This is a genomic window from Leuconostoc litchii (genome assembly GCF_008107645.1).
In the GTDB taxonomy this organism is placed as follows: domain Bacteria; phylum Bacillota; class Bacilli; order Lactobacillales; family Lactobacillaceae; genus Leuconostoc; species Leuconostoc litchii.
In genome coordinates this window covers 974,686-991,060 of the sequence record NZ_SDGY01000001.1, presented here as the reverse complement: position 1 = coordinate 991,060, position 16,375 = coordinate 974,686, and the positions used below count along the sequence as shown (strand labels likewise).

Below are 16,375 nucleotides of genomic sequence, written 5' to 3'. Positions count from 1 at the left end.
CCTTTAATTCGTAACATGAATTAGAGGTGTTTTTATGATTATTGCGTGTGACATTAAAAATCGTTATATACAAGCCAGTCAAGCTGATAAAACAGCAGACTATTTTTGTCCTGGGTGCCGTGAAAAAGTTATTTTAAAGAGCGGCGATATAAAACAAAAACATTTTTCACACTGCATTGGTTCAACATGCGCGACATTTACTGAAAATGAAACATTACAACATTTAGTTGGTAAAATAGAAATTGCTGACAATGTACAGCAGTATGGTCAGATACAAATTGAAGCAGTTTTGCCTAACATTCAGCAAAGGCCAGATATATTACTAATATGTGAGAATAAAAAAATTGCTATTGAGTACCAATGTAGTCCTATATCCCAACAAAAACTAAATCAAAGAAATGAAGGTTATAAAAAGGAAAATATTCAAGTTATTTGGATATTAGGAGATAATTATTTTAAACGCAGGATGTCACAGGCTAGTATTATTAAATTTATGAAAGATAATGCTTTAATTTTTTACTTGCCAGAAAAAAAACACTTTGTACATCGTCAGCAATTTACAAAACCTGATTTTACTGGAGTGAAATTTACAGAGCATATTAGTAAAGCCTTATTTAACATTGAGTTGTCACCGCAAAGAAAAAATTTAAATCTTTCTAAACAAGTATATAAGTTGCAGCATTTAATTATGCAGCGTCGAATTGAGCCACGATTAGTTGATTATTTGTATCAAAATAATCGACTTTTGATACATGCGCCAACATGGATTCATGAAGGAAATACATTTGGACTCAAAATAAGCAATTGGCATTGGCGTTTGATAGCCGTTTTATTTTTGGAAAAAATAGGACAACAAAACATTGTGAATAAACAACAATTAAGTGAAAAATTATCAATTTTCTTACTGGGTAATGAAAAATTTAAGCAGCAAAAAATTGCAGATTTATATCATGACCTAGAAATTAATAATTATATTTTGCAACATGGGAATTATATCTTAGTGAGACGGTTACCGAGATGGAAAAATGAGAAACAACAAAAGACATTGAAAATATGATAGAATTATTAGTACTGAATGATAAGGAGGGTGCGGTTTTCCGCAAGTAAAATACGTATGTCTGAAAAACAATTATCTCGTAATCAAGTTCCAGAAAATTTAACATGGGATTTAACATCAATTTTTCCCACAGACGAATCATGGGAATCTGCATTTGATGAAACTCAAAAAGCTTCTCAAGGTCTAACAAAGTACATGGGGCATGTTGGTGATTCTGCTGATACACTTAGAGAAGCATTAGAAGCGGATTTAGCTGTTGAACGTCAATTTGAAAAAGTGTATGTGTACGCACATCAAATTTATGATCAGGATACGACCGATCAAAAATATAGTGCGTTTAATGCACGTGTTCAGGGATTATATGCTGAGTTGAGTGCTAATACAGCGTTCTTTCAGCCAGAAGTGTTAGCGTTATCAGACGAAAAACTTGATGCTTATTTAAAGACCGATGGTCTCAAAAAATATGCTCACTTTTTTGACGTACTGAAAGCACGTAAGGCTCACACATTACCTGCAGCGCAAGAAGCTTTATTGGCAGGTGCAAGTGACGTTTTTAATGCTTCAGAGCAAACATTTGGAGCATTGGATAATTCAGATATTGTTTTTGGTGATGTGCATACTGAAGCAGGTGAAGTGGTACCATTGACCAATGGTTTATATTCATTATTATTAGAATCTAAAGACCGTTCGTTGCGTGAAGAGGCGTTTATGACCCTGTACGATAGCTATATTGGGTTGCAAAATACTTTTGCTTCAACGTTATCTTCACATGTTAAGGGGCATAATTTTTTAGCTAAAACACGGCATTACGATTCAGCGAGACAAGCTGCTGTGATGGCTAATAATATTCCAGAATCAGTTTTTGAAACATTGACAAAAACTGTGGATGCTAATTTGCCTTTATTACACCGTTTTGTTTCTTTGCGTAAAAAAATTCTTGGCGTTGAGGATGTTCATTCATATGATCTTTATGTGCCACTGGTAGATGAAATTAATTTTGAAGTGACTTATGAAAAGGCGCAACAAATTGTTTTGGCCGCTTTGGCGCCACTTGGAGAAGATTATACTCATATTGTTCAGAAAGCATTTGATGAACGATGGATTGATGTAGTTGAAAATAAAGGAAAGCGTACAGGGGCATACTCAAGTGGTGCTTATGATACAAAACCTTTTATTCTACTAAATTGGCAAAATAATTTGAATAATGTTTATACATTGGCGCATGAAATGGGACATTCAGTACATTCCTATTTGACACGTCATAATCAAGAGTATCATTATGGTGATTATCCAATTTTCTTAGCAGAAATTGCTTCAACAACCAATGAAGGATTATTAACTGATTATTTATTAAAGACTAATGATGATCCTAAATTCCAAGCTTATGTTTTGAATCAGTATCTTGATGGGTTTAAAGGAACTGTCTTCCGACAAACTCAGTTTGCAGAATTTGAACAATGGATTCACGAGCAAAGTGCTGCTGGTGTTGCATTAACCGCTAATGAAATGAGTGATTTTTACGGTTCTTTGAATCAAAAGTTTTATGGTCCTGATTTATTCCCAGATGAAGCAATAGCATACGAATGGGCTAGAATTCCTCATTTTTACTATAATTTTTATGTTTACCAATATTCAACCGGTGAGGCAGCAGCTACCACGTTAGCTGAACGTATATTAAATAATAATGGTGCAGAATCTTATAAAAACTATCTTAAGTCTGGAAATTCAGATTATGCTTTGAATATTATCAAAAAGGCGGGTGTTGATATGAATCAACCTGATTACTTGAATGAAGCCTTCAAGGTGTTTGAGGAGCGTCTAAATAAATTTGAAAAAATTATGTTAAAATGATAAGGCCAAATTAAAATTTAACGTAAGACAATTAAAAATAAAAACTAATCAGTCGCTTTGGCTGATTTTTTGCTAAAATAACACTTAGGAGAAATAATACGATGGCCCCTCAAAAACTTGTTGATATTGCTAATCGAGCACTTAATGATACGTATACTCCATATTCTCACTTTCCAGTCGGTGCTGCTTTACTTACTGATAATGACGAAATATTTAAAGGTGTCAATATTGAAAATGTATCATTTGGCTTAACAAATTGTGCTGAAAGAACTGCTATATTTACGGCTGTGGCTGCTGGACATAGAATTTTTAAAGGATTAGTTATTGCTGGTCAAACAAATGAGCCAATTGCACCTTGTGGCGCATGTCGTCAGGTAATGGTCGAATTTTTTGAACCAGATATGCCGATTTGGTTGATCAATCAACAAGGTAAAGAAATAAAAACCAACATTGCTGAACTAATGCCAGGTTCTTTTCATTCACTAAATTAAAAAAAGAAGGATATATCATGTCTCAAATTTATCTTGCCGGACCATTTTTTTCTGATGAACAAATTGATCGTGTCAAACGTGTGGAATTAGCTCTTGATGCCAACCCAACGGTAACTGACTATTATTCACCACGACAGCACCAGAAAACGGATAATCCAGAGTTTACATCGCCATGGGCAGCTGAGGTGTTTCAAAGAGATGTTAATAATGTCACAAATGCGGACATTGTTTTGTCAATAATTGATTATCGAGATGAGGATGCTGATTCCGGAACGGCTTTTGAACAGGGGATGGCTTGGGTACAGAAAAAACCCATCATTGTATTGAATGAACGCCAGTTTCCAGTCAATTTGATGTTATCAGAATCTTTGACGGCTTATATTACGAAGGCAGATGATCTGATGATGTATGATTTTAACGAGACGCCACCTTTACCATTTACAGGAGAATTATTTTAATGAAAAAAGTATTAGTATCTAATATGACTTCTATAAAAGCGATTGATTATCTTGAAAATAGTGGTTATAAAGTTATCGTAAATAGTCAATCGAGTGACGACGATTTTCTGAGCAACTCTGACGTTGATGGTATTCTGATTATGATGCATCCTTTCGGAGAAAATCTAATGTCAAAAATGACTAATTTAAAAATTGTGGCACGTCATGGCGTTGGATATGATAATGTCGACTTGGATGCAGCAAATGCACATGATATTGTTGTTACGAATACACCTGGGGCTAATGCAACAGCTGTAGCAGAAACAGCCATGATGCATATATTTATGGCAGGTCGTCTATTTTATCAAAGACACGAAGCTATTACTGGAAATGCTGATAATATTTTTCTTGCTAAACATCAAGGACAAGAATTAACTGGTAAAACAGTTGGTATCATAGGGTACGGACATATTGGTAAGGAAATTGACCGAATGTTATCTGGTTTCAATGTTAGTGTGTTGGCATATGCACGCCATCAACATGAGGTAGCTAACGGGCACATGGCAACACTGGCAGAGATATATGAACAGGCTGATTTTATTGTGACTGCTTTACCAGCGACCGTTGAGACAAAACATATGATTGATGCTTCTGTATTTAAAAAAATGAAAAAGACTGCTGTGTTGATAAATATTGGACGTGGTGCGCTTGTAGACGAGAAAGCCCTGATTGATGCGCTAAATAATGAAGAAATTGCAGGGGCTGGATTAGATGTTGTTGAAGAAGAGCCCATCAAAGCAGACAATCCATTATTACGCTTACCCAATGTTTTTGTAACACCGCACGTCGCCATGATTTCACAAGAAGCCATGGATAATGTTGCCTTAACGGCTGCGGAAGATATTGTCCGAGTTTTAACGGGTAAACAAGCTATGTTCCCAGTAAAGTAACCAAATCATGAGGGGGAAAATTATGGTTGACAAGATTAAAGAAACTGAAAATACTTTATGCAAAAATTTTACGTGTACCTTTGCACTTTTGGGGCGCAAATGGAATGGGTTGATTATTGAAGCGTTGTTAGTGAGTGGTGCTAAAAGATTTTTAGAAATATCACGTGCAGTTTCAGGATGTTCAGATAGAGTTTTAGTAGAACGGCTGAAAGAGCTTGAGGCAGCCAATATAGTGATTCGTGAAACGTATGATGATTCAAATTTGATTGAGTATAAATTAACTGAAGCAGGCAAAGCTATGCGACCAATGATGAAAGCTATTCATGAATGGTCAGACAAATATAATAATGTTGCTGGTCTAACAGAACCTGACAGTGTTAAAAAAATTTGATATACTTGTTGTAGACTACAGTGAATGACCTAGTAGTTATGATAAAACTATCAGTGAGCGGTGATTAGTGGAAGGCCGTAGTTAAAACATAACGAATTTCAGTCAGGAGTATTGGCCTAATCGCCAACGTTTGTCCGCGTTATGGATGTCAAAGCTGATTTTTTATTAAATCAGGAACTTGGGTGGTACCACGGTAATTAGCGTCCCATGTATCTCTTTTTTAAAGAGATACGTGGGATTTTTATTTTGAAAAGTATAGGTGACTAAGGGAATTTAATAGTCACATTGATGAAAGGATGAATTATGGGTTTGATTGAAGATCTTACTGCTTTAAAAAATTCAGCAGTAGAACGAATTAATGATAACAATGCTGACATTGAGCAATTACGTATCAAGTTGTTAGGAAAAAAAGGTGAATTAACCGGTTTACTGAAAGGCATGAAAGATGTTGCTGCAGAGAATCGTAAAATGGTTGGTGAAGTGGGGAATGATGTTCGACAGACAATTACCGAATTACTGAAGCAAAAAAAACGTGCACAAGAAGAGTATGAATTAAATAAGCAATTGCAGGCAGAAAAAATTGATGTAACATTACCCGGTAGTGTACATCATGTTGGCCAACCGCATGTTCTTCAACAAATTATTGATGAAATTGAGCAACATTTTTTAGGACTTGGGTTTGAAGTAATTGATGATATAGTTGATTCTCCAGAAGTGGAAACGGATGAATATAATTTTGAAAGGGAAAATTTACCCAAAGATCATCCAGCACGTGATATGCAAGATACTTTCTATATTACGCCAGAAATTTTATTACGTACACAAACATCACCGGTGCAATCGCGATCACTTGAAAAGCACGATTTTTCTAAAGGACCGTTAAAAATGATTGCTCCTGGGAAAGTTTATCGCCGAGATACAGATGATGCGACACATTCTCATCAATTCCACCAAGTGGAAGGAATGGTTGTTGGTGAAAATATTACAATGGCGGATTTAAAGGGGACATTACTTTCAATTATGCAAGAATTATTTGGTGAAAAACATCAAATTCGTATGCGACCATCATATTTTCCGTTCACTGAGCCATCTGTAGAAGTTGATGTTTCGTGGAATGAAGTAACACCGGATATGAATCCAGAAGACATCGAATGGATTGAAGTATTAGGTGCTGGTATGACACATCCTAATGTATTAAGAATGGATGGTATTGACCCCGATAAATATTCTGCCTTTGCGTTCGGATTGGGACCAGATCGATTTGCAATGTTGAAGTACGGGGTTGATGATATTCGTCAATTTTACTTAAATGACGTGCGATTCTTATCACAATTTAATCGAAAGGGGAACTAATTATGAAAACAAGCTTGACATGGCTGAACGAATATTTAAATCATGAAATGGACTTAAACCCAGAATCCATAAGTGATTTAGCAGAAAAAGTTGAACGCACTAGCGTAGAAATTGACAGCAATACAACTATTGCTCAAGAACAAGATGGTCTTGTTGTGGCCAAAGTTTTGTCCGTAGAGCCACACCCAGATTCTGATCATATGGTTATTACACAAATTGATGCAGGTGAAGATGAACCTATTCAAATTGTAACAGGAGCACCAAATGTTGCTGAAGGACAAATGGTCATTTTGGCAAAGGTTGGTGCACATATTATTAATCACGAAAATGGCGAATTAATTGAGTTAAAAGCTGTTAAATTACGTGGTGAATCCTCATATGGGATGCTTGTGGCTTTGCAAGAAATAGGTTTCAGTGACAAAATTGCACCAAAAGATTTTGAGGAAGGGATCTATATTTTTGGTCAAGAAGAAGATTTAACACCTGGTGATGATGCAATCGTTGCTTTAGGCATGAATGAACCGGTTCTTGATACAGACTTGACACCCAATCGTGCAGATATGTTATCAATGATTGGGACAGCCTATGAATTTGGTGCCATGCTTGGTAAAAAAGTTATCGTACCAGATTTTGATTTAGTTGAATATGAAAATGAGGCAGCTAACCAAGTAAATGTCTATATAGATGATCAAGAATTAGTCTCAAAGTATGCTCTGCGTGTGGTGAATAATGTTACAGTTAAGGATTCACCGCTTTGGTTACAAAAACGTTTATGGAATGCGGGAATGCGACCAATTAATAATATTGTTGACATCACCAATTATATGATGTTGACTTATGGGCAACCATTACACGCTTTTGATTTGGATAAACTGAATGGTCGAGATTTACATATTCGTCGAGCAACTGCTGATGAGCAAATGGTTACCTTAGATGGTGAAAAGAGGAAACTAAGAGTTGGTGCGGACATCGTTATTTCCGCTGATTCAGAGGCTTTAATGTTAGCAGGTGTAATGGGTGGTGTGAGTTCTGAAATCGATGAAAATACAAAAAACATTATCATTGAAAGCGCCATATTTAATCCAAGCTTGATTCGTGCAACTGCCAGACGTCACAATCTACACTCGGAAGCTTCAGCACGGTTTGAACGCGGTTTGAATTGGGACGCTACATTTAATACATTGGATCATGCAGCGAGTTTAGTAGATGCATTGGCTGAGGGGCAAGTTGCACATGGTCGAATTGTTGCAATAAATAATGAACGAACGGATACTCATTTAACCTTATCAACGACACGTGTTAATAAGGTTTTGGGAACATCCTTGACAACTGATGAAATTGCTAGTATTTTTGATCAATTAGCTTTTACATATGAGAAAAATGATGATGTTTTAACAGTGATTGTTCCTGCACGTCGGGGAGATATATCGATTGAAGCAGATTTAATTGAAGAAGTTGCTCGACTGTATGGATATGATAATTTACCGGTTACATTACCGTATGGTCCTACGACGCCGGGCAAACTCTCTAAACAACAACGACAAATTCGTGCAAGTCGACGTATTATGGAGAGCTTGGGATTGAATCAAGCTATTTCATATGTGCTTACTTCACCTGAAAAAGCACAATTATTTGCTGAAAATCAAAATGATGGAATGGTTACTTTGGACTATCCTATGAGTTCGGATCGTACAACAGCTCGTCAAAATTTATTGTCAGGGTTAATTGACGACGTAGTTTACAATGTCTCACGTTCAGTTCAAAATATCGCTTTGTACGAACAAGGACGAATTTTCATTACTAACGAAATCAATGCACAGCCTTCTGAAATTGAACATATAGCTGGTGTATTGACAGGTAACATAATCAATTCATCATGGCAAAAAAATAAGCAAGAAAATGCGGTTGATTTTTATGATGTTAAAGGAATTGTAGAAAGTTATTTGGCTCAAATTGGCACTACAGATATATATTATGTCGCAACAGAGCGACATTCAAATATGCATCCAGGTCAAACTGCTGATATTTTTATCGGTGATGAGTATATTGGATTTGTGGGACAGATACACCCAAACATTACAAAGAAACAGAAATTAGCGCCTGTATTTGGATTTGAATTAAATTTGTTCTCCGTGTTTAATCATATTGTGGAAAATGTTCAATTTAATCCAATATCTCGTTTTCCACAAATAAGTCGTGATGCTGCAATTTTAATTGATAAAACTGTGCCCAATGGTGAAATTTATACTTCAATTTTAGAAACAGCTGGAGAACATTTAGTTGATGTGACAGTATTTGATCTCTATATGGGACCAAATCTTCCTGAAGATAAAAAGTCTTTGGCGTATACATTAACTTATCAAGATAGCGATGGCACATTGTTAGAAACTGATGTAAATACTGATTTTGAGCATATTATGAGTGAATTACAATCTAAATTTAATGCAGAAATCCGATAATTATTTTGCTAATGTTATTTGAGTTGTCACTATAAATACGATATAATGGACTGCAGACTATAAAGTTATAGGATAATTTCATGGCAAAAATAATCGTACATGGCGGCAAACGCATACGTGGTGAAGTCACAATTGGTGGCGCCAAAAATTCAACAGTAGCATTGATTCCGGCTGCTATTTTAGCGGATACACCGGTCAAGTTTGATACTGTACCACAAATTTTGGACGTTAAAAACTTGCAGTTAATTTTAAAGGCAATGAAGGTAACGTCTAAATTTGAAAATGGCGTGTTAGACATTGATCCAACACACATTGAGGAAAGTGATTTACCTAGTGGTGCAATCAAGTCTTTGCGCGCTTCCTATTATTTTATGGGCGCGTTATTAGGGCGTTTTGGCCGTGCTACAGTGACATTCCCTGGTGGTGATAATTTGGGCCGTCGTCCGATTGATCAACATATTAAAGGGTTTGAAGCATTGGGGGCTACAGTTACTGAAAGTAACGATATTATTCACATTGATGCAACTAACCATGGTTTGATTGGAGCACGGATAGCTTTGGATACGGTATCTGTTGGTGCAACGATTAACATTGTACTGGCAGCAGTACGTGCTAAAGGTCAAACTATCCTTGAAAATGCTGCACGTGAACCTGAAATCATTGATATTGCAACATTTTTGAATAATATGGGGGCTAATATTCGTGGTGCTGGAACAGATACAATTCGTATTGCCGGTGTCCCTTCTTTGAAAGCTCGTAACACACATACTGTTATTCCAGATCGTATTGAAGCTGGGACATATATGAGTATGGCTGCAGCTTATGGAGATGGTGTAACAATAAAGAATGTTATTCCTGAGCACCTTGAGTCATACACGTCAAAATTAATTGAAATGGGCGTCAATCTAGATATTGGTGAAGATACGGTTCATGTTTATAAGTCAGATATATTGAAGCCAGTTGCAATTAAAACGATGCCATACCCCGGATTTGCTACAGATCTGCAACAGCCTATTACACCGTTGTTATTAATAGCCCAAGGTGAAAGCACTATTACTGATACGATTTATCCAAAAAGAGTGAAGCATATTGCTGAATTACGTCGAATGGGTGGTGATATTGCTTCACCGAAACCAGGAGAAATCAAAATTAATCAGTCTCCACGTTTGATTGGTACTGATGTTGAAGCAGCTGAAATTCGAGCTGGCGCTGCGTTGATTATTGCTGCAATCATGGCGGATGGTGAGACGGTCATTAATAGCGCCGATCATATTTTGCGTGGTTACGATCGTATAAAAGAAAAGTTAACCAGTCTAGGCGCCGATGTAACAATCGAAGGAATCGATTTAATTAATCTCATGCCCTAATCTATTGCTTTAAAGAATAATATTTGATATACTTATTTAGTTAATAACTGACTCTGGTTCACAAGACTCAGGGCGCTAAGGAGAAATAAATATGCAAGCAGAAATCCACCCAGATTATCATGATGTTGTTTTCATTGATGCATCAACAGGTAAGAAGTTTTTATCAGCTTCAACTATGACATCAAATGATACAACTGATTTTGAAGGAAAAGAATATCCAGCAATTCGTATGGATATCACATCAGATTCACACCCATTCTACACTGGTAAGCAAAAGTTTACGCAGGCCGATGGTGCGGTCGACAAGTTCAACAAGAAATTTGCTGGATTTGGTTTCAAGAACAACGAAGACAAGTAATTGTTCTTTCAGAAGCGTTCACTTTAGTGAACGCTTTTTATGTATGAGGTTAGAATTATCGCACGAACAGTTTTACCAGTAAAATTAAATCAAGAATTAACTTCTTACGTTGATGATATCCGAATTGATGGTATGGGCATTGTGTACATTACACCAGAGTATCCATTATATGTTGCTGATGCATTACCAGGAGAAAAAATTAAACTACTTGTTATTCAGGTAGATAAATATTCTGGCTATGGTAAAGTACTCAAGCGATTGGAACGTTCGGTCGATCGACAAAATAGTGAACGGCAATATTTAATTGATGCGGGAACGGCGCCACTAGTCAATCTAAAATATGATGCCCAACTGGCATTAAAGCAACTACAAGTTCAAAAATTATTTACTAAGCAGAATATTGATGTACAGGTAGATGTAACCATAGGGATGGATCAACCAACATATTATCGTAATAAAACAATTGTTCCTGTTAAATGGCAAAATAAGCATTTGACGAGTGGATTTTATAAACGAGGCACACATGAACTAGTACCTATGGATGATTATTTCGTGAATGATGCTAAAATTGATAAAGCTATTATTACGGTACGTAATATTTTGGAAAAATATCAAATCACAGCATTTGATCCGGACTTAGAACATGGTGCTATTCGTTATATCATGATACGACGCGGCTACTATTCCCATGAATTAATGGTTGTGTTAGTTTCTAATCAAAAGAATATTTTGCACGAATTAGAAATTAGCAATGATATTTGCCAACAATTGCCAGAATTAAAAAGTTTGATTTTAAATTATAGCCCCAAAAAAGAGTATGTCTTGTTAAGTCCAAACAATCGTACTCTATGGGGAGATAATGCTATTCATGATACTTTACTGGGCTATAATTTTATTATTGGTCCGAACTCTTTTTATCAGGTTAATCCTCAAATGACTGAATTATTGTACGATTTAGCAGCAGAAAAAGCTGAGCTCAAATCAACAGATACCGTAATTGATGCTTACTCAGGCATTGGGACTATAGGTATTAGTGTCGCTCATCGCGTCAAAAAAGTTCTTGGTGTTGAGGTTGTTCCAGGCGCTGTTGCCGATGCTCAATTAAATTTACAAGCCAATAAAATTACTAATGCGGAATATATTTTAGCTGATGCGCCTGCGCAATTTAAAAAATGGCAAGCGGAAAACTTAAAGCCAGATGTTGTTTTTGTTGATCCACCAAGACGTGGACTTACCTCGTCCTTAATTAAAGCAACAACTGACATGTCTCCAGAGCGCATTGTATATATTAGTTGTAATCCAGTCACATTAAGCAGAGATGCAGTTGAAATAATGGCTAACGGTTATCGGATTGACGGACCTGTTTTACCAGTTGATCAGTTCCCGCAAACTTCTCATGTTGAAAGTATTGCAGTGTTCCGAAAGGATTGAAATGAATTATTCAGTACAAAAAATTGGACAAATATTACATGCCTTGACACAGGTAGAAGGAACGGTGGTCACGGGTATTAGCTTTGACTCTCGTAATGTGCAACCAGGAGATTTGTTTGTTGCTTTAGTTGCGGAAAATGATGGACACCATTACATTGCTCAGGCTTTACAACATGGTGCTGCTGCGGTTTTGGTTGATGATCAACATCAAATTGATACAAATATACCAGCTGTCATTGTTCCTGATACATTAATTGCATTACAAAATTTAGGACAATATCGACGTAATACAATTAATCCAAAAGTTATCGCCATAACAGGTTCTAATGGTAAAACAACAACGAAAGATATGACGTCAGCAATTATGTCGTCACAATATAAGACTTTTAAAACACCGGCTAATTTTAATAACGAGATTGGTGTGCCAATGACGCTATTATCGATGCCAGACAATACAGAAGTGTTGGTCATCGAACTTGGAATGGATCGTCCAGGGCAATTGACATTATTATCTCAGTTAGTAAGACCTGATATAGCGATTATTACTATGATTGGTGAGGCGCATATTGAGTTTTTTAAAACACGGGAAAATATAGCTAAAGCAAAACTAGAGATTATTGCGGGGCTCAAGAAAGACGGGATTTTATTGATTCCAGAAAGTGAGCCACTACTTACAAATGCTCATATTGAAGGCAAAGTGCAAACATTTGGCGAAAATGTGACGAGTATTGTTTCAGAAATTTCTGAAACTAAATTTACCTACCTACATACTCGATTTGCTATTCCACTGTTAGGTCGGTATAATATAATGAATGCGCTCGCAGCGATTTCAGCGGGTATCTTATTACATATTGAATTAGAAAACGCTGTGGAGGCACTTCGGCACTTCGATTTGACAAAAAACCGCACAGAAAAGCTCACTACATCTCACGGTGTGAACTTAATTAGCGATGTTTATAATTCAAATCCAACTGCTGTTGCTGCTGTCTTAGCAACATTAAAAATTATACCGGCCACACACAAGTATGTTGTGTTGGGTGATATGTTAGAATTAGGCGAACAAGCTGCAAGCTTGCACGCTTGTCTGGCACAAACGGTGATAGATGCGAATGTTGATAGCGTTTACTTGGTTGGTCCATTGATGAAAAAATATCTTTATCCAATCTTGCAACAACGCTTTGATTCAGCGCACTTGCACCAATATGAAACAGATCAGTTAGCCGAATTAATCAAAGATTTACAGACGTTAGGTGAAAATGGGGATGTGATTTTGCTAAAAGCAAGTCATGGGATTCATCTTGAAAACGTTGTTAACGCATTAGTAAAATAGTTTTATGTGTTGAGGGGACACAGAATGAAACGCACTCAGAATCGACAACTAAGGATTCAAAAATGGTCTGTACTTTTGATATTGATTTCTACCGTTGGATGGTTAAGTTACCCCAGTCATGTTGACAATGGTCGGTATGCTGTTCAACCAATTACTAATAAAAAGTATAGTGCAAATAGCATATCTGCATTAAGTAGCAATGTGGCACCTCAAAATAAATTTGCGGAGACGTTGGATAAACAACTTCAATCAGAAAATTATATTGGGACGGCGCTAATAGTGCATCATAATGAGATTATTTTACAAAAAGGCTATGGTGTAGCTGATGAACAAATGCATCGCGATAATAATGCCACAACAATTTTTCAGATTGCATCAATTGAAAAGGCTATGACGGCTACTTTAGTTATGCAGCAAATCGAACGTGGAAAATTATCGTTTGATACAAAATTGAGTGATTATTACCCTAATGTTGTCAACGCTAATAACATTACTATTAGGGACTTAATTACAATGACGAGTGGATTGAGTCAACGCATACAACCGACAACATTTGAGTCGGAGGCAGACAATATTAATTTTTCTGCCAGTCATGCCGTTAAAATTGCTGAACCTGGTACTGGAGTTGGCTGGTCATATCAACCAGTTAATTACCGTTTACTAGCTGGAATTTTGATGAAGATTACTAACAAATCATTTGCGACATTATTTAATGAAGTATTTAATAATACTTATCAGTTAAACGCGCTAAGTTATAAAGACTTTATTAATTCTAAGCATCGTTCAATCGGTTATGACAATAGTTACGATAAAGCTTATGGTGAAAATCAAGTTGAGTATAATCGTGAAACAGGCACAGGTAATATCGCTATGACAACGGGTAGTCTGTACCACTTTTATCGATTAATGATTGATAAAGTTATAGTCAAGCAGCTCAGCCAACTTTGGCAAACAAGACCTGGTGAAACGTATGCCGCTGGAATATACCATGATAAAGAGTACATGACAGCTCATGGTATTCTACCTGGTTTCGAACCAACGGTCGTTATGAACAATAACGGTCAAGATGCGGTGATACTACTTAGTAATCAATACTATAAGAATCATAGTTTTCAGCCGTTAGCAAGAGAATTATTTACAAAAATGACTGCCATTCCAACAAAGTAGTGGCAAACGCACGCAAAGTGCAAGGAGAAAAATTTTGAAATTTAGTGAATTAGGTTTGTCAAAAGACATTTTGGATGCTATTGCAACACATGGATATGTGGAAGCAACACCAATCCAAGAAAAAACAATTCCATTGACCTTAGCAGGACATGATGTAATTGGTCAAGCTCAAACAGGAACTGGTAAAACAGCAGCATTTGGTTTACCAATTTTGGAGCACATTGATTTAAACAATAAAAATATTCAAGCTTTGATAGTTTCACCAACACGTGAATTGGCAATCCAAACAGCTGAAGAATTGAAAAAGTTGGGACGCGATAAGCGCGTTGATGTACAAGTAGTTTTTGGTGGTGCAGACATTCGTCGTCAAATCCAAAACTTGAAGTCACATCCACAAATTTTAGTTGGTACACCTGGCCGTTTACTAGACCACATTAATCGTAAAACTGTTAAAATTGATAATGTTCGTACACTCGTTTTAGATGAAGCTGATGAGATGTTGAACATGGGCTTCTTAGATGATATTGAAGCAATTATCTCAAAGACACCAGCAGAACGTCAAACATTGTTATTTTCAGCAACAATGCCACCAGCAATTAAGCGTATTGGTGTGAAGTTTATGACGAACCCTGAGCATATTCAAATTGAAGCTAAAGAGTTGACAACTGATTTAGTAGATCAATACTTTGTGCGTATGCGTGAAAATGAAAAGTTCGATACGATGACACGTATCTTTGATGTACAAGCGCCAAAGTTAGCAATTGTTTTCGGTCGTACGAAGCGTCGCGTTGAGGAATTATCACGTGGGCTAGAAGCACGTGGTTATCATGCTGCTGGGCTACATGGTGATTTGACACAACAAATGCGTTCACGTGTTTTGGCACAATTCAAGTCGCATGAAATCAATATTTTGGTAGCAACTGATGTGGCTGCACGTGGTTTGGATGTTAAAGACGTATCACACGTTTATAACTTCGATATTCCACAAGATCCTGAATCTTATGTTCATCGTATTGGCCGTACTGGTCGTGCCGGTGCGAAAGGTGTTTCTGTAACATTTGTTGCGCCAAACGAAATGGATTACTTGCGTGCTGTTGAAGATTTGACAAAGAAGCGTATGACACCTCTTGAACCTGCTTCTCTGAAAGATGCGCGTATTGGAAAGATTAACAATGCAGCTGGTGAAGTAGCTAAGTTAATTGAAGCAACTGAAGTATCAGAAATCCAAACACAAGTTGATGCCTTGACAGCAAAATATACTGCTGAACAATTAGCGGCAGCAGTATTGTCTAGTGTTGCTGATTTAGAAAAGCAAAACACACCAGTGGAAATTACCCGTGAACGTCCATTGCCACGTCGCAAGGGTGGTAATGGTTCACGTGGTGGATCACGTAATGGTGGTAACCGTCGTAATGGTGGCGGATACCGTGGTAACCGTGACCGTCGTGGTAATGGTGAGTCATCACATGGTGGTGGTAACCGTAGAAGTGGTGGTGCTACTAATGAACGTCGCTTCGGTGATTACAAGCGTCGTGATGGACGTTCAAACGAAAGTCGTCGTAATAGTAGTGGTGGCCGTCGTGAGTTTACCGTTCGTGAGAAAGACTAACGTTTAGATGTGTTAATTTAAATACACTTTGATATAATAATTCTATGAGGAATCGACGCTTAAATTGTACTCGGTTTTAACAAATGGATTTTATAATACGATGAAACCGTCCAAACATATTGGG

14 protein-coding genes and 1 other annotated feature are annotated in these 16,375 nt (G+C 36.8%); all 14 genes read left to right on the top strand.

The window, feature by feature from the left end; genetic code table 11:
• Nucleotides 1-34 precede the first annotated feature (34 nt).
• The 14 genes from ESZ47_RS04855 (at nucleotide 35) to cshA (ending at nucleotide 16,251) form a co-directional block, all read left to right on the top strand.
• Nucleotides 35-1,057, top strand: a complete 1,023-nt coding sequence (locus ESZ47_RS04855) for a competence protein CoiA (protein ID WP_148605268.1) — start codon at nucleotides 35-37, stop codon at nucleotides 1,055-1,057.
• A 57-nt stretch (nucleotides 1,058-1,114) separates the two neighbouring features.
• Nucleotides 1,115-2,908 carry an oligoendopeptidase F gene (gene pepF, locus ESZ47_RS04850; RefSeq protein ID WP_148605266.1) on the top strand — a complete coding sequence of 598 codons (1,794 nt, stop codon included), beginning with the start codon at nucleotides 1,115-1,117 and terminating at the stop codon, nucleotides 2,906-2,908.
• 101 nt (nucleotides 2,909-3,009) lie between these two features.
• Nucleotides 3,010-3,399, top strand: coding sequence for a cytidine deaminase (locus ESZ47_RS04845; RefSeq protein WP_148605264.1), 390 nt, complete (start codon nucleotides 3,010-3,012; stop codon nucleotides 3,397-3,399).
• A gap of 17 nt (nucleotides 3,400-3,416) precedes the next feature.
• Nucleotides 3,417-3,857, top strand: a complete 441-nt coding sequence (locus ESZ47_RS04840) for a nucleoside 2-deoxyribosyltransferase (RefSeq protein WP_148605262.1) — start codon at nucleotides 3,417-3,419, stop codon at nucleotides 3,855-3,857.
• Nucleotides 3,857-4,786 (top strand): phosphoglycerate dehydrogenase, encoded by a 930-nt coding sequence (locus ESZ47_RS04835; RefSeq protein WP_148605261.1) that lies wholly within the window; start codon nucleotides 3,857-3,859, stop codon nucleotides 4,784-4,786. The genes ESZ47_RS04840 and ESZ47_RS04835 overlap by 1 nt, the downstream gene beginning before the upstream one ends.
• Before the next feature lie 22 nt (nucleotides 4,787-4,808).
• On the top strand, nucleotides 4,809-5,177 hold the full coding sequence (locus tag ESZ47_RS04830; RefSeq protein WP_148605259.1) for a winged helix-turn-helix transcriptional regulator: 369 nt from the start codon (nucleotides 4,809-4,811) through the stop codon (nucleotides 5,175-5,177).
• 11 nt (nucleotides 5,178-5,188) lie between these two features.
• Nucleotides 5,189-5,388 (top strand) — a binding site (T-box leader).
• Nucleotides 5,389-5,480: 92 nt separating this feature from the next.
• Nucleotides 5,481-6,530, top strand: a complete 1,050-nt coding sequence (pheS, locus tag ESZ47_RS04825; RefSeq protein ID WP_148605257.1) for a phenylalanine--tRNA ligase subunit alpha — start codon at nucleotides 5,481-5,483, stop codon at nucleotides 6,528-6,530.
• Between the two features lie 2 nt (nucleotides 6,531-6,532).
• Entirely contained in the window at nucleotides 6,533-8,989 is a 2,457-nt protein-coding gene (gene pheT, locus ESZ47_RS04820) for a phenylalanine--tRNA ligase subunit beta (RefSeq protein WP_148605255.1), read from the top strand.
• Nucleotides 8,990-9,069: 80 nt separating this feature from the next.
• A complete protein-coding gene (locus ESZ47_RS04815) occupies nucleotides 9,070-10,356 on the top strand; it encodes a UDP-N-acetylglucosamine 1-carboxyvinyltransferase (protein WP_148605253.1) in 1,287 nt (428 codons plus the stop codon).
• A 91-nt stretch (nucleotides 10,357-10,447) separates the two neighbouring features.
• A complete protein-coding gene (locus tag ESZ47_RS04810) occupies nucleotides 10,448-10,714 on the top strand; it encodes a type B 50S ribosomal protein L31 (protein WP_148605251.1) in 267 nt (88 codons plus the stop codon).
• Nucleotides 10,715-10,753: 39 nt separating this feature from the next.
• The gene (gene rlmD / locus ESZ47_RS04805) at nucleotides 10,754-12,145 is read left to right on the top strand and encodes a 23S rRNA (uracil(1939)-C(5))-methyltransferase RlmD (RefSeq protein ID WP_148605249.1); all 1,392 of its coding nucleotides are present in this window, start codon (nucleotides 10,754-10,756) and stop codon (nucleotides 12,143-12,145) included.
• Nucleotide 12,146: 1 nt separating this feature from the next.
• Nucleotides 12,147-13,475: a UDP-N-acetylmuramoyl-tripeptide--D-alanyl-D-alanine ligase gene (locus ESZ47_RS04800; RefSeq protein WP_148605247.1), complete on the top strand. Its 1,329-nt coding sequence runs from the start codon at nucleotides 12,147-12,149 to the stop codon at nucleotides 13,473-13,475.
• A 24-nt stretch (nucleotides 13,476-13,499) separates the two neighbouring features.
• Nucleotides 13,500-14,642, top strand: a complete 1,143-nt coding sequence (locus ESZ47_RS04795) for a serine hydrolase domain-containing protein (protein WP_148605245.1) — start codon at nucleotides 13,500-13,502, stop codon at nucleotides 14,640-14,642.
• A gap of 34 nt (nucleotides 14,643-14,676) precedes the next feature.
• Nucleotides 14,677-16,251, top strand: coding sequence for a degradosome RNA helicase CshA (gene cshA, locus ESZ47_RS04790; RefSeq protein ID WP_148605244.1), 1,575 nt, complete (start codon nucleotides 14,677-14,679; stop codon nucleotides 16,249-16,251).
• Nucleotides 16,252-16,375 lie beyond the last annotated feature (124 nt).